Source organism: Pseudomonas sp. RIT-To-2, assembly GCF_029623465.1.
GTDB lineage: Bacteria > Pseudomonadota > Gammaproteobacteria > Pseudomonadales > Pseudomonadaceae > Aquipseudomonas > Aquipseudomonas silvicola.
On record NZ_JAPYKM010000011.1, the window covers coordinates 93,895 to 114,511 of the forward strand.

Genomic DNA, 20,617 nt, shown 5'->3' on the forward strand with positions numbered 1-20,617 from the left:
GATGACGGTGTGTGTGCAGTACAGTGGCGCCGGCGCGGCGCCGCTGATCATTTAAGGTGTTGCATCTGTTTCACCGCACCGCTGGCGATCAGTTCGGCCAGGGCCGAGACGTCCAGCAATGCGCACATGTGTTCGATCACCGTGCCGGCCAGCCATGGCCGCTGGCCGCGCTGGCTGCGCCACTTGATCTCGCTGGGGTCCAGGCGCAACGAGCGGCTGACCTGATGCACCGCCAGTCCCCACTCGTAGCCCTGCACCGAAATCACGTACTGCAAGCCCTGCTGGAAGTCATCGCGGTAGCGGTCGGGCATCACCCAGCGCGCCGTGTCGAGGACTTTCAGGTTGCCGGCCTGGCTGGGCAAAATGCCCAGGAACCAGTTGGGCTGGCCGAACAGCGGTGTCAGCTCGTGGCCAGCCAGGGAGTAGATCGAGCCCAGGCACACCAGCGGTACCGCCAGGGTCAACCCGGCGACATCGAACAACAGGCACTCGAAGGGTTCCGCGGCCCAGCTTGGGCGGCCATCCACCTCCGCAGGCGGCACGGCGCCCGGCGGTACCGGACGATGCACCTCGACTACCGGCTCCACCGGTGCCACAACCCCTATGTCGGCAGCCGGCGCGGAAACTTGCGCCGGGGGCTCGATAACCACCGGCGCGGGCACAGGCCGCGGCACGGGCGCTACCGCTGGCGCAGGGGCCACCACCGGCTTGGGCTCGGGCCGCGCATCACGAATCTGTTCTTCCAGCACCGCGGCCTGGAAGTCGTCCAGCACCTCGGGGCTGGCTTCCAGCTCCTCGGTGGCGTCCTGCAGCAGGCCGTCCAGGTAGGACTGCAACGCTACCTGCGGTTTTGTGGCGAGGCTGACGGGACGTGTCATCAAGCCACCTGCGCGACGAGTTGCTGGGCCAGCAGGTGCTTGAGCAGGGCCCGGTACGCCACCACGCCACGGCTTTTGGCGTCGAACTGCGACGGCGTCTGGCCGGCGCGGCTGGCGTCACGCAGGCGCGTGTCCACGGGAATGTAGCCCTGCCAGATCTGCTCCGGATAAGCGTCCTTGAGCACCCGCAGGGTGCCCATGGAGGCCTGGGTGCGGCGGTCGAACAGGGTCGGCACGATGCTGAACGGCAAGGGCTGCTTGCGCGAGCGGTTGATCATGGCCAGGGTGTTGACCATGCGCTCCAGGCCTTTCACGGCCAGGTACTCGGTCTGCACCGGGATCACCAACTGCTGGCTGGCGGCCAGGGCGTTGACCATCAGCACGCCCAGCAACGGCGGGCTGTCGATGATCGCATAGTCGAAATCCTGCCACAGTTGCGCCAGGCTCTTGGCGATCACCAGCCCCAGGCCACTCTGGCCGGGGGATTGACGTTCCAGGGTCGCCAAGGCAGTGCTGGACGGCAGCAGCGCCACTTTTTCGTCACTGGTGGGCAACAGCAATTGCCCAGGCAGGCCCTGGGGAACCTGCCCCTTGTGCAGGAACAGGTCGTAACAGCTGTGCTCCAGCGCATCGGGATTGTGCCCGAAGTAACTGGTCATGGAACCGTGGGGGTCGAGGTCGACCACGACCACGCGCTTGCCCGCCTCGGCCAGCAGGCCGGCCAGGGCGATGGAGGTGGTGGTCTTGCCGACTCCACCTTTTTGGTTGGCTACTGCCCAGACTCTCATGGGGTGTTTTCCTCCCGGCGCGGCAGGTTGCCTACCGAGACATTCGACTCAAGTTATAAGGCCGGTGACGGGGAATTGACACCGCTGGCCCCCACCGACTGCGTTACGGGCTGCGGTGCAGTTTGTGTGCCAGCACGGCGCAAAGCTGCGTCCGGGGTGACATTCGCACTGCCAGTACCCGTGATGCTGCGGCGAACGTCCAGGTTGCGCGAGATCACCAGCACCACCCGACGGTTGTGAGCACGCCCGTCCGCCGTGGTGTTGGTGTCGATAGGCTGGAACTCGCCGTAACCCACCGAGGCCATGCGCCCGGGGTTGATGCCTTCCATCGCCAGCATGCGCACGATACTCGACGCCCGCGCCGAGGACAGCTCCCAGTTGGTGGGGTACTGGGCGGTGCGGATAGGTTGATCATCGGTGAACCCTTCCACGTGAATGGGGTTGCCGAACGGCTTGATGATGTTGGCCACTTTCTCGATGATCGAGAACGCCTTGTCACTGGGAATGGCATCGCCGCTGCCGAACAGCAGGCCGGACTTGAGCTCGATCTCGATCCACAGTTCGTTGCCGCGCACGGTCAACTGGTTGGATTTGATCAGGTCGCCGAAGCCATCGCGCACCTGGTCGGCGATGCTTTTGAGCGGGTCGTCGGCGGCGCTGGCGATGCCGGCATCGGTCTGCTCGCTGTCACTGACCAACGGCTCGGACGGCTTGACCGTCAGCGGCCGCTCATCACCGATGGGGATAGGCTTGAGGCTGCGCTGGGGGTCGTTGAACACCCCGACCAGCGCCTGGGACAGCACCTTGTACTTGCCTTCGTTGATCGAGGAGATCGAATACATCACCACGAAAAAGGCAAACAGCAGGGTGATGAAGTCAGCGTAGGACACCAGCCAGCGCTCGTGGTTTTCGTGCTCTTCGGTATGACGACGGCGTGCCATGGCTTAACCCCTCACTCCATGAAGCCTTGCAGCTTGAGCTCGATGGACCGCGGGTTCTCGCCTTCGGCAATCGACAGAATGCCTTCGAGCAGCATCTCCCGGTAGCGCGACTGGCGGATGGCAATGGCCTTGAGCTTGCTGGCAATGGGCAGCAGCACCAGGTTGGCGGTCGCTACCCCGTAGATGGTGGCGACGAAGGCCACGGCGATGCCATTGCCCAATTGCGAAGGATCGGCCAGGTTGCCCATCACGTGGATCAGGCCCATCACGGCACCGATGATACCGATGGTGGGCGCATAGCCCCCCATGCTCTCGAACACTTTCGCCGCCTGGATATCGCGGGCTTCCTGGGTCAGGAAGTCTACCTCCAGGATACTGCGAATGGCCGCGGGCTCGGCACCGTCCACCAGCAGTTGCAGCCCCTTGCGCGAATAGCTGTCTGGCTCGCTGTCAGCCACCGACTCCAGGCCCAGCAGGCCTTCCTTGCGCGCGGTGAGGCTCCAGTTGACCACCCGGTCGATGCCACCGGCCAGGTCGATGCGTGGCGGGAACAGAATCCACACGACGATCTGCATGGCGCGCTTGAAAGCGCTCATGGGCGACTGCAACAGGCACGCTGCCAGCGTGCCGCCGATGACGATCAATGCCGCGGGGCCGTTGAGCAGCGCCGACAGATGACCACCTTCCAGAAAGTTGCCGCCGATGATGGCGATGAACGCCAGCAATAGGCCCAGTAAGCTCAGAACGTCCATCAGACACAGGCCTCGACCAGGTGCCGACCGATATCGTCGAGGCCGTAAACGGCATCGGCGAGGTTGGCTTTGACGATGGCCATGGGCATGCCATAGATCACGCAACTGGCCTCATCCTGGGCCCACACATGACTGCCGCCCTGCTTGAGCAGGCGCGCGCCCTCGCGACCGTCGGCGCCCATGCCGGTGAGTACCACCGCCAGCACCTTGTCGCCGTAGGACTTGGCCGCCGAACCGAAGGTGATGTCCACACAGGGCTTGTAGTTCAAGCGCTCATCGCCCGGCAGGATCTTCACCGTGCCGCGGCCGTCGACCATCATCTGCTTGCCACCCGGGGCCAGCAGGGCCAGGCCGGGGCGCAGCACGTCACCGTCCTCGGCTTCCTTGACGCTGATGCGGCACAGCTTGTCCAGGCGCTCGGCGAATGCCTTGGTGAAGGCTGCCGGCATGTGCTGGATCAGCACGATGGGCGCCGGGAAGCCGGCCGGCAACTGGGTCAACACCCGCTGCAGGGCCACGGGGCCGCCGGTAGAAGTACCGATGGCCACCAGCTTGTAGTTCTTGCGCTTGGGCGCCGGCGAAGACGGTGCCGGCGCCGGCGCGTGGCCATGAGCATGAGCAGGGCCGTGCGCTGGCGCATGGCTGGCTACCGGCTGGCGTGCGGGCGCCGGGCGTGCCGGAGGGGCGTAGCTGCTGGTCGGTGCCACTGCCGGCGCGGGCGCCGGTGCTGCGGTGGGCGCCGGGCTGCTGTAGCTGCTGAAACGGCGGTTGCTGCGCGAAATGGTATGCACCTTCTCGCACAGCATCTGCTTGACCTTCTCGGGGTTGCGCGAGATGTCTTCGAAATTCTTGGGCAGGTAATCCACCGCGCCTGCATCGAGCGCGTCCAGGGTCACCCGGGCGCCTTCGTGGGTCAGCGAGGAGAACATCAACACCGGCGTGGGGCAGCGCTGCATGATATGCCGCACGGCGGTGATGCCATCCATCATGGGCATCTCGTAGTCCATGGTGATGACGTCGGGCTTGAGCGACTGGGCCAGCTCGATCGCTTCCTTGCCATTGGTCGCCGTGCCCACCACCTGGATGGCGGGGTCCGACGAAAGAATTTCCGAGACGCGGCGGCGGAAGAAACCGGAATCATCCACCACCAGGACCTTGACTGCCATAAACACTCCATTGGAGAGCGGGCGCCTCATGGCGCGCCGCCCTCAAGAATCAGATACGCCGCGCTGCGTAGCGCTTGAGCATGCTCGGAACATCGAGGATCAGGGCAATGCGACCGTCACCGGTAATGGTGGCGCCCGACATGCCCGGCGTACCCTGGAGCATCTTGCCCAGCGGCTTGATCACAACCTCTTCCTGGCCCACCAGTTGATCGACCACGAAGCCGATGCGCTGGGTGCCTACCGACAGGATCACCACGTGACCCTCGCGCTGCTCCTCGTGCGCGGCCGAACTCACCAGCCAGCGCTTGAGGTAGAACAGGGGCAGTGCCTTGTCCCGCACGATCACCACTTCCTGGCCGTCGACCACGTTGGTGCGCGACAGGTCCAGGTGGAAGATCTCGTTGACGTTGACCAGCGGGAAGGCAAAGGCCTGGTTGCCCAGCATCACCATCAGTGTCGGCATGATCGCCAGGGTCAACGGCACCTTGATGACGATCTTCGAACCCTGGCCCTTGGCCGAGTAGATATTGATCGAGCCGTTGAGCTGGGAGATCTTGGTTTTCACCACGTCCATGCCCACGCCGCGGCCGGACACGTCGGAAATCTCGGTCTTGGTGGAGAAGCCCGGGGCGAAGATCAGGTTGTAGCAGTCCGATTCGCTCAGGCGGTCGGCCGCGTCCTTGTCCATCAGGCCCTTTTCCACGGCCTTGGCACGCAATACGCCAGGGTCCATGCCCTTGCCGTCATCGCTGATGGACAAGAGAATATGGTCACCTTCCTGCTCGGCGGACAGCACCACCTTGCCGTTGCGGGACTTGCCGGCGGCTTCGCGCTCCTCCGGGGTTTCGACGCCGTGGTCCACGGCGTTGCGCACCAAGTGCACCAACGGGTCGGCCAGGGCCTCGACCAGGTTCTTGTCCAGGTCGGTCTCTTCGCCGATCAGCTCCAGGTTGATCTCTTTCTTGAGCTGGCGGGCCAGGTCGCGAACCTGGCGCGGGAAGCGCCCGAAGACCTTCTTGATCGGCTGCATGCGGGTCTTCATGACCGCGGTCTGCAGGTCGGCGGTGACCACGTCCAGGTTGGACACGGCCTTCTGCATGGCCTCGTCGCCACTGTTGGCACCCAGGCGTACCAGGCGGTTGCGCACCAGCACCAGTTCGCCAACCATGTTCATGATTTCGTCCAGCCGCGCGGTGTCGACCCGCACGGTGGTTTCCGCCTCACTGGCCGCGTGTTTCTCTGGCGCAGGCGCGGCGGCGCGGGCTGGTGCTGGGGCGGCCGCAGCAGCCTTGGCCGGCTCCGGCTTGGCGGCAGGTTTTGCCGCCGGCTTGGCCGCGGGCGGGGTGGCCACGGCAGCGCTGGCGGCGCTGGCCGCAGGTGCGGCGGCCGGGGTCTCGGTGAACTTGCCCTTGCCATGCAACTGATCCAGCAGCGACTCGAACTCGTCGTCGGTGATCAGGTCGCCGCCACCCGCTGCCGGCGTGGCCGCGGCGGGGGCGTCAGGCTTGGCGTCGCTGCCCAGCGCATCAGGCACGAACGCGCCCTTGCCATGCAACTGGTCCAGCAGCGCTTCGAATTCGTCGTCGGTGATCTCGTCGCTCGCCGCGCCAGTGCTGGCCGGCGGGCTGGCCGGTGCAACGGCGTCGGGGGCAAACTGGCCCTTGCCGTGCAACTGGTCCAGCAGCGATTCGAACTCATCGTCGGTGATCTCATCGCTGTCGGCAGCCGAGGCTGTGGCCGCAGGCTCTTCGGCCTGGGCCTTGACCGCGTTCAGCGAGTCCAGCAGTTGCTCGAATTCGCTGTCGGTGATGTCACCCGAGTCAGCCACTTCGTCAACCACCGGCGCCGGGGCTTGTTCCACCGCGGCAGGTACTTCGTCGGCACCAGCCGGCTCCGCCAGGCGCGACAACGCCGCCAGCAGTTCCGGTGTGGCCGGGGTAATCTCGGTTCGTTCACGGACCTGGGTGAACATGGCGTTCACCGCATCCAGGGCTTCGAGCACCACGTCCATCAGTTCCGAGTCAACGCGACGCTCACCCTTGCGCAGGATGTCGAACACGTTTTCGGCGATGTGGCAGCACTCCACCAGCTCGTTGAGCTGGAGGAAGCCGGCGCCCCCTTTTACAGTGTGAAAACCGCGAAAAATTGCATTGAGCAAATCACCGTCATCGGGCCGGCTTTCCAGCTCGACCAATTGTTCGGAGAGTTGCTCAAGAATTTCACCGGCTTCTACCAGGAAATCCTGGAGGATTTCTTCGTCGGCGCCGAAGCTCATTTAACGTGCCCCTTAAAAACCAAGACTGGATAGCAGATCGTCGACATCGTCCTGACTGGACACAACGTCTTCACGCTTATCGGCATGAATCTGCGGACCTTCACCCCGAGTTGGATGTTTTTCTTGATCTTTTTCCGCGCGAAGCTGTTCGCGGTCGTGTTCGATGCCTGCGAAGCGGTCTACCTGGCTGGCCATGAGCACCAGTTTGAGCAGGTTGCTCTCGACTTCAGTGACCAGTTGGGTCACGCGCTTGATCACTTGGCCGGTAAGGTCCTGGTAATCCTGCGCCAGCAGAATGTCGTTCAGCGCGCCGGAAACCTTGCCGGTACCGTGCTCGCTTTGCGTCAGAAAACTGTCGACCCGCTTCACCAGCTCGCGGAACTCGGCGGCGCCGACTTCCTTGCGCATGAAGCGCTGCCAGTCGGCGCTGAGGCTTTTGGCCTCAGTGCTGAGCTCGTTGAGCACAGGGGTACTCTGCTCCACCAGGTCCATGGTGCGGTTGGCGGCGTTTTCGGTCAGCCGAACCACATAGGACAGCCGTTCGGTGGCGTCCGTGATCTGTGAGACTTCCTCGGCTTGCGGCATGTGCGGGTCAATCTGGAAGTTGACGATTGCACTGTGCAGCTCGCGCGTGAGCTTGCCAACCTCCTGGTACAGGCCGCGATCACGGGTCTGGTTGAGCTCATGGATCAGTTGCACAGCGTCGCCAAACTTGCCTCTTTCAAGGCTTTCGACCAACTGCTGGGCGTGTTTTTTCAGGGTCGACTCGAAGTCACCCAGTGAAGACTCTTTACGCTCCATAGCTCTCCCGTGGCGCAATGCTTCAACCGATACGTTCGAAAATCTTCTCGATCTTTTCTTTCAACGCCACGGCTGTGAAGGGTTTGACCACATAGCCGTTGACACCGGCCTGGGCCGCTTCGATGATCTGCTCGCGCTTGGCCTCGGCAGTCACCATCAGCACCGGCAGGTGCTTGAGCTTCTCGTCGGCGCGCACATGGCGCAGCAGGTCGATGCCGGTCATCCCGGGCATGTTCCAGTCCGTTACCAGGAAGTCGATGCTGCCGCTGTTGAGCACCGGAATGGCAGTGGTGCCATCGTCGGCTTCAACGGTGTTGGTGAACCCCAGATCACGCAACAGGTTCTTGATGATCCGCCGCATCGTCGAGAAGTCGTCAACGATGAGGATTTTCATGTTCTTGTCCAATTAGACCTCCAAGCAGTCTTAAACGCGCCCAGCACCTGGACGCGCATTCAATCAAATCTGGCTAGTGCACTACATGACGTGCGGCAAGGAAAATACCCATGCCGCATCCCCAAATCCAGCCCGGCATCACCCATTGCCTGGTTTCGCCCGGTCCCACAGGGGGATCAGCCATACCGGAAACAGGGTGCTACCCGAACCTTGAAAACCCTTACGCCCGTGCGCGCCACTCGCCCAGCCGGCTGCGCAGGCGGGCCGCGCATTGGCTGTGCAACTGACTGACCCGCGACTCGCTGACCCCCAGCACTTCGCCGATCTCCTTGAGGTTCAGCTCCTCATCGTAATAGAGAGCCAGAACCAGGCGCTCACGCTCCGGCAAGTTGGCGATGGCATCGGCCAGGGCCGCCTGGAAGCGCTCGTCTTCCAGGTCGCGCGAGGGCTCCAGGCCCGCGCTGGCGCCATCCTCGTGCAACCCTTCGTGCTCTCCGCCGTCCTGCAACAGGTCGTCGAAGCTGAACAGGCGGCTGCCCAGGGTGTCGTTCAGAATCGAGTAGTAATCATCGAGACTCAATTGGAGTTCGGCCGCAACCTCGTGATCTTTAGCGTCGCGGCCGGTTTTTGCCTCGATAGCGCGAATCGCGTCACTGACCATGCGCGTATTGCGGTGCACCGAGCGTGGCGCCCAGTCCCCCTTGCGCACTTCGTCCAGCATGGCGCCGCGGATGCGGATGCCGGCGTAGGTCTCGAAACTCGCGCCTTTGGTGGAGTCGTATTTGGTCGACACTTCCAGCAGGCCGATCATGCCGGCCTGGATCAGGTCTTCCACCTGCACACTGGCTGGCAAGCGCGCCAGCAAGTGGTAGGCGATGCGCTTGACCAGGGGGGCGTAGCGCTCGATCAGCTCATATTGCTGGGACTCGCGCGACGCCTTGCTGTACATCCGGTAGCCGCTGGCACTCATGATACGGGCCCTGCACTGGTCTGCTGCACCAGACGTTCGACGAAGAACTCCAGGTGCCCGCGCGGGTTGGCTGGCAACGGCCAGGTGTCGACTTTCTGCGCGATCGCCTTGAAGGCCAGGGCGCACTTGGAGCGCGGGAACGCTTCGTACACGGCGCGTTGCTTCTGCACGGCCTTGCGCACGCACTCGTCATAAGGCACGGCGCCCACGTATTGCAGGGCCACGTCGAGGAAGCGGTCGGTTACCTTGGTCAGCTTGGCGAACAGGTTGCGCCCTTCCTGAGGGCTCTGGGCCATGTTGGCCAGTACCCGGAAGCGGTTCATGCCGTAGTCGCGGTTGAGCAGTTTGATCAGCGCGTAGGCGTCGGTGATCGAGGTGGGCTCGTCGCACACCACCAGCAGCACTTCCTGCGCCGCGCGCACGAAGCTGACCACTGAATCGCCGATACCGGCCGCAGTGTCGATCACCAGCACATCGAGGTTGTCGCCGATGTCGCTGAAGGCCTGGATCAGGCCCGCGTGTTGAGCCGGTGTCAGGTGCACCATGCTCTGGGTACCGGAGGCGGCCGGTACGATGCGGATGCCGCCCGGGCCCTGGAGCAATACATCACGCAGCTCACAGCGCCCTTCGATGACATCGGCCAGGGTTCGTTTTGGTGTCAGGCCCAGCAGGACGTCGACGTTCGCCAACCCCAGGTCGGCGTCCAGCAACATGACGCGACGCCCGAGCTCGGCCAGGGCCAGCGACAAGTTCACTGACACATTAGTCTTGCCGACGCCACCCTTGCCGCCGGTCACCGCGATCACCTGTACGGGATGCATGCTGCCCATGTTAGTTCTTTACCTTGTCTTGCTTAGACCGAGGCCACATGACTGGCTGCGCTTTCAACAACTTGAAGAATGCCCGGCAGACCAACAATGTAGGTAGATTGCAACAACTTCATAACATTCACCTCAGCCAACACGTTTGCTCGGGCTGTGGTAGAGATCAGCGAACATATCGGCCATGGCCTCTTCGCTGGGCTCATCCTGCATTTGCACGTTCACCGCACGGCTGACCAACTGGTGCCGCCGCGGCAGGTGCAAATCGTCCGGAATGCGTGGCCCATCGGTAAGATAGGCCACTGGTAATTCGTGACTGATCGCCAGGCTGAGCACTTCGCCGAGGCTGGCCGATTCGTCCAGTTTCGTCAGGATACAACCTGCCAGCCCACAACGCTTGTAACTATGGTAAGCGGCAGTCAACACTTGCTTCTGGCTGGTGGTGGCCAGCACCAGATAATTGCGCGCCTTGATGCCACGTCCGGCCAGGCTTTCCAGTTGCAGGCGCAGGGCCGGATCGCTGGCCTGCAGGCCGGCGGTATCGATCAGCACCACCCGCTTGCGCAGCAGTGGCTCCAGCGCCTGGGCCAGGGACTGGCCCGGGTCGACGTGGGTCACCGGCACATTGAGGATGCGGCCCAGGGTCTTGAGCTGCTCCTGGGCGCCAATGCGGAAGCTGTCCATGCTCACCAGGGCAATGTTCTGCGCGCCGTACTTGAGTACGTAGCGGGCGGCCAGCTTGGCCAGGGTGGTGGTCTTGCCCATGCCGGCCGGGCCGACCATGGCGATCACACCACCCTCTTCCAGGGGCTCCACGTCCGGGGTGACGATCATGCGCGCCAGGTGTGCCAGCAGCATGCGCCAGGCCTGACGGGGTTCGTTGATCTCACCAACCATTTCCAACAGTTCACGCGACAGCGGGCCCGACAGACCGATGCGCTGCAGGCGACGCCAGAGATTGGCCTGCTGCGGCTTGCTGCCTTGCAGCTGGGTCCAGGCCAGGGAGCCAAGCTGCACTTCCAGCAGCTCGCGCAGGCCATTGAGTTCGCTGCGCATGGATTCGAACAGGCGCTGGTCCACCGGCGCGGCGGCAGGTGGGGCCTGGGGGCGCGGCGGCTCTTCGAAGGTCGGTTCCACCAGTGGCTCGGCGGCGGTCAGCGGCAGCCCGGCAAACAGCTGCCGGTTGGTGACCGCGTCGCTCTCGCCACGGGTGCTCAGTTCAGCCTGGGCGTTGACGATGCGCGACTGGGTCTTGCGCAGCTCGTCTTCAAGCTCCATGTTCGGCACACGGGGTGCCAGCGCGGACAGTTTGTAGTCCAGCGCGGCCGTGAGCTCGACGCCGCCGGCAATCCGACGGTTACCGATGATCGCGGCATCGGCGCCCAGCTCGTCGCGGACCAGTTTCATGGCCTGACGCATATCGGCGGCGAAAAAACGCTTAACTTGCATAACCCACTACCTCAGCCGTTGGGCCCTACTGTCGCTACGATGGTCACTTGCTTGTTGTCAGGAATTTCCTGATACGCCAAGACGTGTAAATTCGGTACTGCCAGGCGCCCGAAGCGCGAGAGCATCGCGCGGATCGGGCCCGCCACCAGAAGGATCACCGGTTGCCCGGCCATTTCCTGGCGCTGTGCGGCGTCTATCAGGGAACGTTGCAACTTCTCGGCCATGCTCGGCTCCAGCAAAACGCCTTCTTCCTGACCCTGACCGGCCTTCTGCAAACTATTGAGCAATATCTGTTCCAACCTTGGTTCCAAGGTGATGACAGGCAGCTCGGAGTCAAGCCCTACAATGCTTTGCACGATAGCGCGGCTCAGGCCGACCCGCACGGCCTGGACCAGCGCGGCGGTATCTTGACTCTTCACGGCATTGTTGGCGATGGCCTCGGCGATGCTGCGAATGTCGCGCACCGGCACCTGCTCGGCCAACAACGCCTGCAACACCTTGAGCAGCGACGACAGCGACAGCACGCCGGGCACCAGTTCCTCGGCCAGTTTTGGTGAGCCTTTTGCCAGTACGGCCAGCAATTGCTGGACTTCCTCGTGCCCGATCAGCTCGTGAGCGTGCTTGGACAGAATCTGGTTCAAATGCGTGGCCACCACGGTACTGGCGTCCACCACGGTATAACCCAGCGATTGCGCCTGCGGGCGGTTGCTCAACTCGATCCATACCGCGTCCAGGCCAAAAGCCGGATCCTTGGCGGTGATGCCGTTGAGGGTGCCAAACACCTGGCCCGGGTTGATCGCCAACTCGCGGTCGGGGTAAATCTCGGCTTCGGCCAGGATCACCCCCATCAGCGTCAGGCGATAGGCGCTGGGCGCCAGGTCCAGGTTGTCGCGAATGTGTACCGTAGGCATCAGGAAGCCCAGGTCCTGGGACAGCTTCTTGCGCACGCCCTTGATCCGCGCCAGCAGTTGCCCGCCCTGGTTGCGGTCCACCAGCGGAATAAGGCGGTAGCCCACTTCCAGGCCGATCATGTCGATGGGGGTCACGTCGTCCCAGCCCAGCTCCTTGGTGTCCTGGGCGCGGGTAGGCGACGGCAGCAGGTCCTGCTGGCGCTGCACTTCGGCCGCGGCGGCGACCTTGGCCTCGTTCTGCTTTTTCCACACCAGGTACGCGGCGCCACCGGCCAGCATGGCCAGGAACAGGAAAGACACATGGGGCATGCCCGGCACGGCGCCCATGATGGTCATCAGGCCAGCCGACACGGCCAGGGCCTTGGGCGAGGCGAACATCTGCCGGTTGATCTGCTTGCCCATGTCTTCCGAACCGGAAGCACGGGTCACCATGATGGCCGCGGCGGTCGACAGCAGCAGTGATGGCAACTGTGCCACTAAACCGTCACCAATGGTCAGCAAGGCGTACACCTTGCCGGCTTCGGAGAAGCTCAGGCCGTGCTGGAAAATACCGATGGCCATGCCGCCCAGCAGGTTGATGAACAGAATCAGCAGGCCGGCGATGGCGTCACCACGCACGAACTTGCTGGCACCGTCCATGGAACCGTAGAACTCGGCTTCCTGGGCCACTTCCAGGCGGCGCAGCTTGGCCTGGGCCTGGTCGATGAGGCCAGCGTTGAGGTCGGCATCGATGGCCATCTGCTTGCCTGGCATGGCGTCCAGGGTAAAACGGGCGCTCACCTCGGAGATACGCCCGGCACCCTTGGTAACCACCACGAAGTTGATGATCATGAGGATGGCGAACACCACCGCACCGACCACGTAGTTACCGCCGATCACCACTTCACCGAAGGCCTGGATCACCTTGCCCGCGGCCTGATGGCCATCGTGGCCGTGCAACATGACCACGCGGGTGGACGCCACGTTCAGCGCCAGGCGCAGCAGCGTGGCCACCAGCAGGATGGTGGGGAACACGGCGAAGTCCAGCGGCCGCAGGGCGTACACGCACACCAGCAGCACCACGATGGACAAGGCGATGTTGAACGTGAAGAACACGTCGAGCAGGAACGGCGGCACCGGCAACATCATCATTGCCAGCATGATCAACAGCAGCAGCGGCACACCCAGACTGCCCCGGCCAAGGCCGACCAGGTTGCTGCGCGCGGTGTTGAGTAACTGAGTGCGATCCACCGATAGTCCCCGTGATCTCAAGCAAACTTTTGACGCCTGATGGCGTTGTGGGTATGCCTTTGCAAGAACCTTTCCAACTTTGCAGCAGCGGCACGTTTTAAACTGCAAGCCAAGGTCAGACGCACCCCGGCTTGCTGCTTGAAGCGTGTTGCCCGTCAGCTGTCGCGGCGCAGGTCCGGGGGGATGGGCAGGTCTTTGAGGGGGTTGGGACGTTTGCCGCGCCCGGCGCGGTATTGGCGTATCTGGTAGACGTAGGCCAGGACCTGGGCCACGGCCAGGTAGAGACCGGCCGGGATCTGCTGCTCAAGCTCGGTGGAATAGTAGATCGAGCGCGCCAGCGCCGGTGATTCAAGGATCTGGATGTTGTGCTCGTTGGCGATCTCGCGGATCTTCAACGCAATGAAGTCGGTACCCTTGGCCAGCAGCATCGGCGCACTGCCCTTCTCCGGGTCGTACTTGAGCGCCACGGCGTAGTGGGTGGGGTTGGTGATGATCACGTCAGCCGTGGGAATGGCCGACATCATGCGCCGCTGTGACATTTCGCGCTGCAACTGGCGAATGCGTTGCTTGACCTCCGGCCGCCCTTCGCTGTCCTTGTGCTCGTCGCGCACTTCCTGCTTGGTCATCAGCAGTTTCTGACGCCCTTGGTACAACTGGATCGGCACGTCCACCGCCGCGATGATCAGCAACCCCAGGGACATCCACAAGGCGTTCCAGCCCACCAGCTGCACACAGTGGATGATGGCCATTTCCAACGGTTCATGACCAATGCTCAGCAGGTCGCCACGGTCCTTGTTGAGCACGAACAGCGCCACCAGCAGCACCACGAAAAATTTCGCCAGGGCTTTGAGCAACTCGGTCAGCGCGTGCATGGAGAACATGCGCTTGATACCGCTGAGCGGGTTCATGCGACTGAATTTCGGCGCCATGGAGCCGGGGGCGAACAGCCACCCGCCCAAGGAGATGGGACCGATGATCGACACCACCAGCAACACCAGCAGGATCGGCTGCACCGCGGCGATGGCCAGCTTGCCCGAGGCCATCAGGAACAGGCCCATCTGGCGCTCGTCGGTGAGCACCTCGCGGCTGAGGCTGAAGTTCATGCGCATCAGGTCCATCATCGTCTGCGCCAAATGGCCGCCATAGGCCAGCAAGGCACCGCAGCCGCCGATCATCACCGCCAGGGTGTTGAGTTCCTTGGAGCGGGTGACCTCGCCGCGCTCCCGTGCCTCACGGCGCTTTTTGTCCGTGGGGTCTTCTGTCTTGTCCTGACCACTCTCACTCTCTGCCATTTCAGCGGGCCCGTGCCAGTTCGCGCAGCCACTGCAAGGCCTCGGTGGCCATGGGCTGGTATTGGTTGAGAATATCCCCCAGGGTCAGCCACAGGATCAACATGCCCATGACCAGCGTCAGCGGGAAGCCGATGGAGAAGATGTTCAACTGCGGCGCGGCGCGGGTCATCACGCCAAAGGCAATGTTGACCACCAGCAGCGCGGTGATGGCCGGCAGCACGAGAATCACTGAGGCCGCCAGCACCCAGCTCATGTGCATGATCACTTCCCAGAACTGGTTGACCAGCAGGCCACCGCCCACGGGCAAGGTGGTGAAGCTCTCCACCAGCACCTCGAACACCACCAGGTGGCCGTTCATGGCCAGGAACAGCAACGTCACCAACATGGTGAAAAACTGCCCTACCACGGCCGTCTGCACGCCGTTGACCGGGTCGTTCATGGACGCAAAGCCCATGCCCATCTGAATGGCCAGGATCTGACCGGCGATCAGGAACGCCTGAAACAGCATTTGCAGGGAAAAGCCCAGCAAGGACCCGATGATGATCTGCTCACCCGCCAGCATCAGCCCTTGCAGGCTCAGGGCGTCCACCACCGGCATGGGTGGCAGGGTCGGCGAGATCACCACGGTAATGGCCAAAGCCAGGTACAGGCGGATGCGCTTGGGCACCATGGTGGTCCCGAACACCGGCATGGCCATCAGCATGGAGCCCACGCGAAACAGCGGCAGCATGAAGCTGGCGACCCAGGCGCCGATCTGCGCGTCGGTCAAGTGCAGGAGCGGGTTCATCCAATCAACTGCGGAATGCTGGTGTACAGGTTGGTGATGTACTCCATGAACGTACGCACCAGCCAGGGCCCGACAATGATCAGGGTGATGAGCATCACCAGCAGACGCGGCAGGAAGCTGAGCGTCTGTTCGTTGATCTGCGTCGCGGCCTGGAACATCGCCACGATCAGGCCCACCACCAGACTGGGCACCACCAGGATGCCGACCATCATGGTGGTCAGCCACAGCGCATTGCGAAACAGGTCCACAGCCACTTCAGGGGTCATGACGAATCTCCGTGCGGGTCTCAGACGCCGCCAAAACTGCTGGCCAGGGTACCGATGATCAGTGCCCAGCCATCCACCAGCACGAACAGCATGATCTTGAACGGCAGCGAGATGATCAGCGGCGAGAGCATCATCATACCCATCGCCATCAGCACGCTCGCCACTACCAGGTCGATGATCAGAAACGGAATGAAGATCATGAAGCCGATCTGGAACGCCGTCTTCAACTCCGAGGTGACGAAGGCCGGCACCACGATGGTCAGCGGCGCCTGGTCGGGGCTGGCGATGTCGGTGCGGTGGGACAGGCGCATGAACAGGTCCAGGTCACTCTGGCGCGTCTGTGCCAGCATGAAATCCTTCACCGGCCCCTCGGCCTTGAGCACTGCGTCCTGGGCGCTGAGCTTCTCCGCCAGGTAGGGCTGCAGGGCCTGCTGGTTCACCTTGTCGAACACCGGCGCCATGATGAACATGGTCAGGAACAGCGCCATGCCCGTCAGCAGCTGGTTGGACGGCGTCTGCTGCAGGCCCAGGGCCTGGCGCAGGATGGAGAAGACGATGATGATGCGGGTAAAGCTGGTCATCAGCATGACGAACGCCGGGATGAAGCTCAGCGCGGTCATGATCAGCAGAATCTGCAGGCTGACCGAATACTCCTGCTGGCCGTTGGCGCCGGTGCCCAGGGTGATCGCCGGGATCGACAACGGGTCGGCGGCCAGCGCCAGTGGCGCAGCCATTACCAAGGCCAGGGTCAAGAAAAAGCGCAGCGCGCCCATCAGTGCTTATCCTTATGATCCTTGCCCAACAGCTCCATCAGGCGCTGGGCGAATTCCGGGGTGGCCGTGGTGGCCTTGGCCGGTTTTTCGATGGGGTGCTGCAGCACGTGCAGCGGCGCGATACGGCCTGGGCTGAGGCCCAGCAGGATCTGTTCGGAACCCACCTGCACCAGCACCAGGCGGTCCCGCGGGCCCAGGGCCCGGGAGCCCAGCAGTTCGATCACCTGGCCGCCATGGGGCGTGGCCTGCTGAACCCGACGCAGCACCCAGGCCAGGGCGAATATCACCCCGATCACCAGCAGCAGGCCGAGCATCAGTTGAGTCAACTGGGCGGCCATGCCGCCCCCCAGGGCCGAGCCCACGGCCACCGGCGCGGGCGCAGGGTCCGCGGCGGCCGGCGCCAGGGTCTGCGCCGCGAAGGCTGGCAACGGCAGGGCCAGCAGCAGCGTCAGCAGGCGGCCCATGTCAGCGCAGCTTCTTGATGCGTTCGCTGGGGCTGATCACGTCGGTCAGGCGAATGCCGAACTTTTCGTTGACCACCACCACTTCGCCGTGGGCGATCAGCGTGCCATTGACCAGCACGTCCAGCGGCTCACCGGCCAGGCGGTCGAGCTCGATCACCGACCCCTGGTTGAGCTGCAGCAGGTTACGGATGTTGATGTCGGTGGCGCCCACTTCCATGGAGATGGTCACGGGGATGTCCAGGATCACGTCCAGGTTCGGGCCTTCCAGGTTCACCGGGCCGGTGTGCTTGGGCGAGCTGCCGAACTCTTCCATCGGCAGGCGCGAACCCGAGGCCGAGTGACCGGCGTCGGCGGCCAGCAGTGCATCAATGTCGTTCTGCCCGGCGTCGCCGGACTCACCCAGGGCCGCAGCCCACTCATCGGCCAGGGCCTGGTCTTCCGGGGAAGTCATTTCGTGTTCGTCAGCCATCAGAGGTCCTCGACGGTCATTGAATTCAGGGTTGGAACCTTATCGACAGCGCCTCAACGGCGCTCGATCGGCTCGATCACTTGCAACGCCAGGTTACCCTTGTGGGAACCGAGCTTGGCTTTGAACGAAGGAACGCCGTTGGCGCGCATAACCAGCTCTTCCGGCAATTCCACCGGAATCACATCGCCCGGCTGCATGTGCAGGATGTCGCGCAAACGCAGCTGGCGCCGCGCCACCGTCGCCCCGATCGGTACGCTAACGTCCAGCAGGTCTTCGCGCAGGGCCTTGCTCCAGCGCTCGTCCTGGTCGTCCAGGTCGGACTGGAAGCCGGCGTCGAGCATTTCGCGCACCGGCTCGATCATCGAGTACGGCATGGTCACGTGCAGGTCGCCGCCACCGCCATCGAGTTCGATGTGGAAGGTAGACACCACCACCGCTTCGCTCGGGCCGACGATGTTGGCCATGGCCGGGTTCACTTCGGAGTTGATGTACTCGAAGTTGACTTCCATGATGGCCTGCCAGGCTTCCTTCAGGTCGATGAAGGCCTGGTCCAGCACCATGCGTACCACGCGCAGCTCGGTGGGGGTGAATTCCCGCCCCTCGATCTTGGCGTGGCGGCCGTCGCCGCCGAAGAAGTTGTCCACCAGCTTGAACACCAGCTTGGCGTCGAGGATGAACAGCCCGGTGCCGCGCAACGGCTTGATCTTCACCAGGTTGAGGCTGGTAGGCACGTACAGCGAATGCACGTACTCACCGAACTTCATCACCTGCACGCCGCCCACCGCCACGTCCGCGGAGCGGCGCAGCAGGTTGAACATGCTGATGCGGGTGTAGCGGGCGAAACGCTCGTTGATCATTTCCAGAGTCGGCATGCGCCCACGGACGATACGGTCCTGGCTGGTCAGGTCGTAACTCTTGACGCTGCCCGGCTCCCCGATGCTTTCGGTCTGCACCAGCCCATCGTCGACGCCGTGCAGCAGCGCGTCGATCTCATCCTGGGACAGCAGGTCTTGCACGGCCATGTCGTGTTCCTACTGCAATACGAAGTTAGTGAAAAGCAGCTGGTCGATGACCGGCTTGCCGACTTCTTTCTGCGCCACGGCCTGCACGGCGGCAGTGGCCTTCTGACGCAGCATTTCCACGCCGACCGGGGTGGCCAGGGTGGTGAAGTTCTCACCGGAGAACATCATCACCAGGTTGTTGCGGATCACGGGCATGTGCACCATCAGGGCGTCCAGGTCGGCCTTGTCACGCCCCTGCATGGTCAGGCTGACCTGCATGTAGCGGTCACGGCCGTCCTGCTTGAAGTTGACCACGAAGGCCGGCGTCATCGGCTCGTAGATGGCCGGCTGCTTGCCTGCCGCGGCAGCTGGCGCCTCGGCCGGCTTGGCCTCGGCCCCCTTGTGCAGGAAGAACCAGGTAGCGCCCACCGACGCCCCTACCACTACCAGCAGCACAATGACAAAAAGCAGAATCATCTTGAGTTTGCCTTTGCCTGCGGGTTCTTTCTCTGCTTCGGTCTTTGCCATGCCAATAATCCGTCACTAATCGGGGGTTAACGCTTGCCTGCACAGGGTTGAGCAAGTGTTATGCCAGATTGCGAGGGAGGGCGGTTTTGCCGCCAAGGATTCCCAGGCAAGCCTGGGAATCCGTGATTCAGGCGTAGTAGTCGATGGCGCTGGTGCCAACCACGACCTGCTGCACGGTGGGTTCCGAGGCCAGGGGGGAGGCAGCGTCGATGCCGTCCAGGCTGTCACCGCCGCCAGTGCCGCGCGCGGTGCGCTGGCTCTGCCGAGCCTGGTCCTGAGACGACTGGCGCGACTGGTCGGAGACGTTGACGTCAAGCTGGCCCATGCCCTGCTCGGCGAACATGTCCTTGAGGCGGCCCTGCTGGCTTTCCAGCGCTTCGCGCACGTGCACGTGGGCGCTGGTGAAGGTCACGGTCTGCTGATCGGGCGTCATGTCCACGCGAATGTTCAGGCGCCCGAGCTCAGCCGGCGTCAGCTGGATGTCGGCCGACTTGAGGTTCTGGCTGGACAGGTACATCACTCGGTTGACCACGCCTTCGGTCCAGCCGCTCTGGTTCATCGCCAACTGGGTGGTGGGCGCCTGCACCGGCGTGGCAGCCGCAGTCTTGGCGGTGGTAGCACTGGTGTCGGTCATGGCCGCCAGGCGATTGGCGAAGTTGTCCATGCGGGTGTCGGCCGAGGCGCCCTTGATGTCTTTGAGGCCATCATCGATCTGGCTGCCAAAGGCCTTGTCGCTGAGCTCGCTTTCGCCCGACGATTTCTGTTGCACCACCATGCTGGCCAGACCCGAGGCGAAGCTCTGGTCGGCGTCGGAGCTGATCGCATCCTGGGGCGCGTTCTTGTCGTTGGTCTGGGCATGGGCCGAGGTCGTGCCCTGGGCCTTGGCGTTCTGCTCCAGTGCCAGGCGCAGGGTAGGCATATTGGCCAGGGGGTCGTCCTTGGACGGGTCGAAGCTGTCAGTGTCCGACGTGCTGGCAGTAGTGTCCTGCGCCGGCGCGGGCACCTGGGCCAATGCCGCGGCCTGAGCCGGGTCCGGTGTGACCACCGGTTGCTGGGCCTGGGTCAGCGCCGGGTCAGGCACGGCCGCCACCGCCACGGTCGGGTCCGGTGTGACCACGGGGGCCGCCTGGGCGGTGGCGTCAGGGGTGGCGCTGTCGGTGTCGGTGACGTCGTCGGCCTGATCGTCATCCTTGCTCTTGTCAGCCTTGTCCGCTTTGCCGCCTTTGTCCGCCTTGGCGCTCTGGTCAGCCTTGCCGGAAGGATCAGCCTTGGCACCCTTGTCAGCCTGGGCTGCCTTGTGGGCAGGCAAGTTCTTGCCGCTATCGGCAACGGCCGGTTTGCTGGCGGCAGTATCCTTGTCGCTGGCGGCCTTGCTCTTGCCGACCGTGGCCACCTGGTCCTGCTGCTTGCTGGCCTGCTGGTGGTCTACCCCGGCGACCTTGGTCGTGGTGGCCTGGGACTGCTTGGCATAGACCTTGGCAAAGTCTGCGGACGTGTCCTTGGCGGGCTCGGCGGCCTTGCTCAAGCTGGCCAGCGTGCTGGCTTGAGTGCTCGCCGTGCTGGTGATCTGCAAGAGAGGGTTTGACGCGACTGACATTGACAGGTCTCCGCTGCACTGAAATCGGGGGGTACAGGTGCAGTGGCTACAGCAAGAGTCGGGC

At 63.5% G+C, this 20,617-nt stretch carries 21 protein-coding genes; all 21 read right to left on the reverse strand.

Going from position 1 to position 20,617, the window contains the following annotated elements; translation table 11 throughout:
* Positions 1 to 47 precede the first annotated feature (47 nt).
* A complete protein-coding gene (locus tag QBK88_RS12480) occupies positions 48 to 878 on the reverse strand; it encodes a CheW domain-containing protein (protein WP_277962269.1) in 831 nt (276 codons plus the stop codon).
* Positions 878 to 1,666, reverse strand: coding sequence for a ParA family protein (locus tag QBK88_RS12485; RefSeq protein ID WP_268144475.1), 789 nt, complete (start codon positions 1,664 to 1,666; stop codon positions 878 to 880). Before QBK88_RS12485 ends, QBK88_RS12480 begins: the two co-directional genes overlap by 1 nt.
* A 53-nt stretch (positions 1,667 to 1,719) precedes the next feature.
* A complete protein-coding gene (gene motD, locus QBK88_RS12490; RefSeq protein WP_268144476.1) occupies positions 1,720 to 2,607 on the reverse strand; it encodes a flagellar motor protein MotD in 888 nt (295 codons plus the stop codon).
* 11 nt (positions 2,608 to 2,618) lie between these two features.
* On the reverse strand, positions 2,619 to 3,359 hold the full coding sequence (locus QBK88_RS12495) for a flagellar motor protein (protein WP_268144477.1): 741 nt from the start codon (positions 3,357 to 3,359) through the stop codon (positions 2,619 to 2,621).
* Complete coding sequence (locus tag QBK88_RS12500) at positions 3,359 to 4,525, reverse strand: protein-glutamate methylesterase/protein-glutamine glutaminase (RefSeq protein WP_277962270.1); 1,167 nt, start codon at positions 4,523 to 4,525, stop codon at positions 3,359 to 3,361. The genes QBK88_RS12495 and QBK88_RS12500 overlap by 1 nt, the downstream gene beginning before the upstream one ends.
* Before the next feature lie 49 nt (positions 4,526 to 4,574).
* Complete coding sequence (locus tag QBK88_RS12505; RefSeq protein WP_277962271.1) at positions 4,575 to 6,800, reverse strand: chemotaxis protein CheA; 2,226 nt, start codon at positions 6,798 to 6,800, stop codon at positions 4,575 to 4,577.
* 12 nt (positions 6,801 to 6,812) lie between these two features.
* Positions 6,813 to 7,601 (reverse strand): protein phosphatase CheZ, encoded by a 789-nt coding sequence (locus QBK88_RS12510; protein ID WP_268144480.1) that lies wholly within the window; start codon positions 7,599 to 7,601, stop codon positions 6,813 to 6,815.
* Between the two features lie 22 nt (positions 7,602 to 7,623).
* Positions 7,624 to 7,995, reverse strand: coding sequence for a chemotaxis response regulator CheY (locus QBK88_RS12515; RefSeq protein ID WP_176570124.1), 372 nt, complete (start codon positions 7,993 to 7,995; stop codon positions 7,624 to 7,626).
* A gap of 220 nt (positions 7,996 to 8,215) precedes the next feature.
* Positions 8,216 to 8,968 carry an RNA polymerase sigma factor FliA gene (gene fliA / locus QBK88_RS12520; protein WP_277962304.1) on the reverse strand — a complete coding sequence of 251 codons (753 nt, stop codon included), beginning with the start codon at positions 8,966 to 8,968 and terminating at the stop codon, positions 8,216 to 8,218.
* Entirely contained in the window at positions 8,962 to 9,795 is an 834-nt protein-coding gene (gene fleN, locus QBK88_RS12525) for a flagellar synthesis regulator FleN (RefSeq protein ID WP_008374846.1), read from the reverse strand. Before fleN ends, fliA begins: the two co-directional genes overlap by 7 nt.
* Positions 9,796 to 9,918: 123 nt before the next feature.
* The gene (gene flhF, locus QBK88_RS12530) at positions 9,919 to 11,235 is read right to left on the reverse strand and encodes a flagellar biosynthesis protein FlhF (protein WP_268144483.1); all 1,317 of its coding nucleotides are present in this window, start codon (positions 11,233 to 11,235) and stop codon (positions 9,919 to 9,921) included.
* 11 nt (positions 11,236 to 11,246) lie between these two features.
* A complete protein-coding gene (gene flhA / locus QBK88_RS12535; protein ID WP_268144485.1) occupies positions 11,247 to 13,376 on the reverse strand; it encodes a flagellar biosynthesis protein FlhA in 2,130 nt (709 codons plus the stop codon).
* A 155-nt stretch (positions 13,377 to 13,531) separates the two neighbouring features.
* Complete coding sequence (gene flhB, locus QBK88_RS12540; protein ID WP_277962272.1) at positions 13,532 to 14,668, reverse strand: flagellar biosynthesis protein FlhB; 1,137 nt, start codon at positions 14,666 to 14,668, stop codon at positions 13,532 to 13,534.
* 1 nt (position 14,669) lies between these two features.
* Positions 14,670 to 15,455, reverse strand: a complete 786-nt coding sequence (fliR, locus tag QBK88_RS12545; RefSeq protein WP_268144491.1) for a flagellar biosynthetic protein FliR — start codon at positions 15,453 to 15,455, stop codon at positions 14,670 to 14,672.
* Positions 15,452 to 15,721, reverse strand: a complete 270-nt coding sequence (gene fliQ, locus QBK88_RS12550; protein WP_008374857.1) for a flagellar biosynthesis protein FliQ — start codon at positions 15,719 to 15,721, stop codon at positions 15,452 to 15,454. Before fliQ ends, fliR begins: the two co-directional genes overlap by 4 nt.
* Positions 15,722 to 15,741: 20 nt before the next feature.
* Positions 15,742 to 16,494, reverse strand: a complete 753-nt coding sequence (fliP, locus tag QBK88_RS12555) for a flagellar type III secretion system pore protein FliP (RefSeq protein WP_158154667.1) — start codon at positions 16,492 to 16,494, stop codon at positions 15,742 to 15,744.
* A complete protein-coding gene (fliO, locus tag QBK88_RS12560) occupies positions 16,494 to 16,958 on the reverse strand; it encodes a flagellar biosynthetic protein FliO (protein ID WP_268144496.1) in 465 nt (154 codons plus the stop codon). The genes fliP and fliO overlap by 1 nt, the downstream gene beginning before the upstream one ends.
* A gap of 1 nt (position 16,959) precedes the next feature.
* Complete coding sequence (gene fliN / locus QBK88_RS12565; RefSeq protein ID WP_268144498.1) at positions 16,960 to 17,427, reverse strand: flagellar motor switch protein FliN; 468 nt, start codon at positions 17,425 to 17,427, stop codon at positions 16,960 to 16,962.
* Between the two features lie 53 nt (positions 17,428 to 17,480).
* A complete protein-coding gene (gene fliM / locus QBK88_RS12570) occupies positions 17,481 to 18,449 on the reverse strand; it encodes a flagellar motor switch protein FliM (protein WP_268144500.1) in 969 nt (322 codons plus the stop codon).
* A gap of 9 nt (positions 18,450 to 18,458) precedes the next feature.
* Positions 18,459 to 18,956, reverse strand: a complete 498-nt coding sequence (fliL, locus tag QBK88_RS12575) for a flagellar basal body-associated protein FliL (protein ID WP_268144502.1) — start codon at positions 18,954 to 18,956, stop codon at positions 18,459 to 18,461.
* A 127-nt stretch (positions 18,957 to 19,083) separates the two neighbouring features.
* Entirely contained in the window at positions 19,084 to 20,553 is a 1,470-nt protein-coding gene (locus QBK88_RS12580) for a flagellar hook-length control protein FliK (protein ID WP_277962273.1), read from the reverse strand.
* Between the last annotated feature and the right edge of the window lie 64 nt (positions 20,554 to 20,617).

Coding starts and splice junctions, on each gene's coding strand:
- QBK88_RS12480 (WP_277962269.1), bottom strand. CDS start 878: ATGACACGTCCCGTCAGCCTCGCCACAAAACCGCAGGTAGCGTTGCAG.
- QBK88_RS12485 (WP_268144475.1), bottom strand. CDS start 1,666: ATGAGAGTCTGGGCAGTAGCCAACCAAAAAGGTGGAGTCGGCAAGACC.
- motD (WP_268144476.1), bottom strand. CDS start 2,607: ATGGCACGCCGTCGTCATACCGAAGAGCACGAAAACCACGAGCGCTGG.
- QBK88_RS12495 (WP_268144477.1), bottom strand. CDS start 3,359: ATGGACGTTCTGAGCTTACTGGGCCTATTGCTGGCGTTCATCGCCATC.
- QBK88_RS12500 (WP_277962270.1), bottom strand. CDS start 4,525: ATGGCAGTCAAGGTCCTGGTGGTGGATGATTCCGGTTTCTTCCGCCGC.
- QBK88_RS12505 (WP_277962271.1), bottom strand. CDS start 6,800: ATGAGCTTCGGCGCCGACGAAGAAATCCTCCAGGATTTCCTGGTAGAA.
- QBK88_RS12510 (WP_268144480.1), bottom strand. CDS start 7,601: ATGGAGCGTAAAGAGTCTTCACTGGGTGACTTCGAGTCGACCCTGAAA.
- QBK88_RS12515 (WP_176570124.1), bottom strand. CDS start 7,995: ATGAAAATCCTCATCGTTGACGACTTCTCGACGATGCGGCGGATCATC.
- fleN (WP_008374846.1), bottom strand. CDS start 9,795: ATGGGCAGCATGCATCCCGTACAGGTGATCGCGGTGACCGGCGGCAAG.
- flhF (WP_268144483.1), bottom strand. CDS start 11,235: ATGCAAGTTAAGCGTTTTTTCGCCGCCGATATGCGTCAGGCCATGAAA.
- flhB (WP_277962272.1), bottom strand. CDS start 14,668: ATGGCAGAGAGTGAGAGTGGTCAGGACAAGACAGAAGACCCCACGGAC.
- fliR (WP_268144491.1), bottom strand. CDS start 15,455: ATGAACCCGCTCCTGCACTTGACCGACGCGCAGATCGGCGCCTGGGTC.
- fliQ (WP_008374857.1), bottom strand. CDS start 15,721: ATGACCCCTGAAGTGGCTGTGGACCTGTTTCGCAATGCGCTGTGGCTG.
- fliP (WP_158154667.1), bottom strand. CDS start 16,494: ATGGGCGCGCTGCGCTTTTTCTTGACCCTGGCCTTGGTAATGGCTGCG.
- fliO (WP_268144496.1), bottom strand. CDS start 16,958: ATGGGCCGCCTGCTGACGCTGCTGCTGGCCCTGCCGTTGCCAGCCTTC.
- fliN (WP_268144498.1), bottom strand. CDS start 17,427: ATGGCTGACGAACACGAAATGACTTCCCCGGAAGACCAGGCCCTGGCC.
- fliM (WP_268144500.1), bottom strand. CDS start 18,449: ATGGCCGTGCAAGACCTGCTGTCCCAGGATGAGATCGACGCGCTGCTG.
- fliL (WP_268144502.1), bottom strand. CDS start 18,956: ATGGCAAAGACCGAAGCAGAGAAAGAACCCGCAGGCAAAGGCAAACTC.
- QBK88_RS12580 (WP_277962273.1), bottom strand. CDS start 20,553: ATGTCAGTCGCGTCAAACCCTCTCTTGCAGATCACCAGCACGGCGAGC.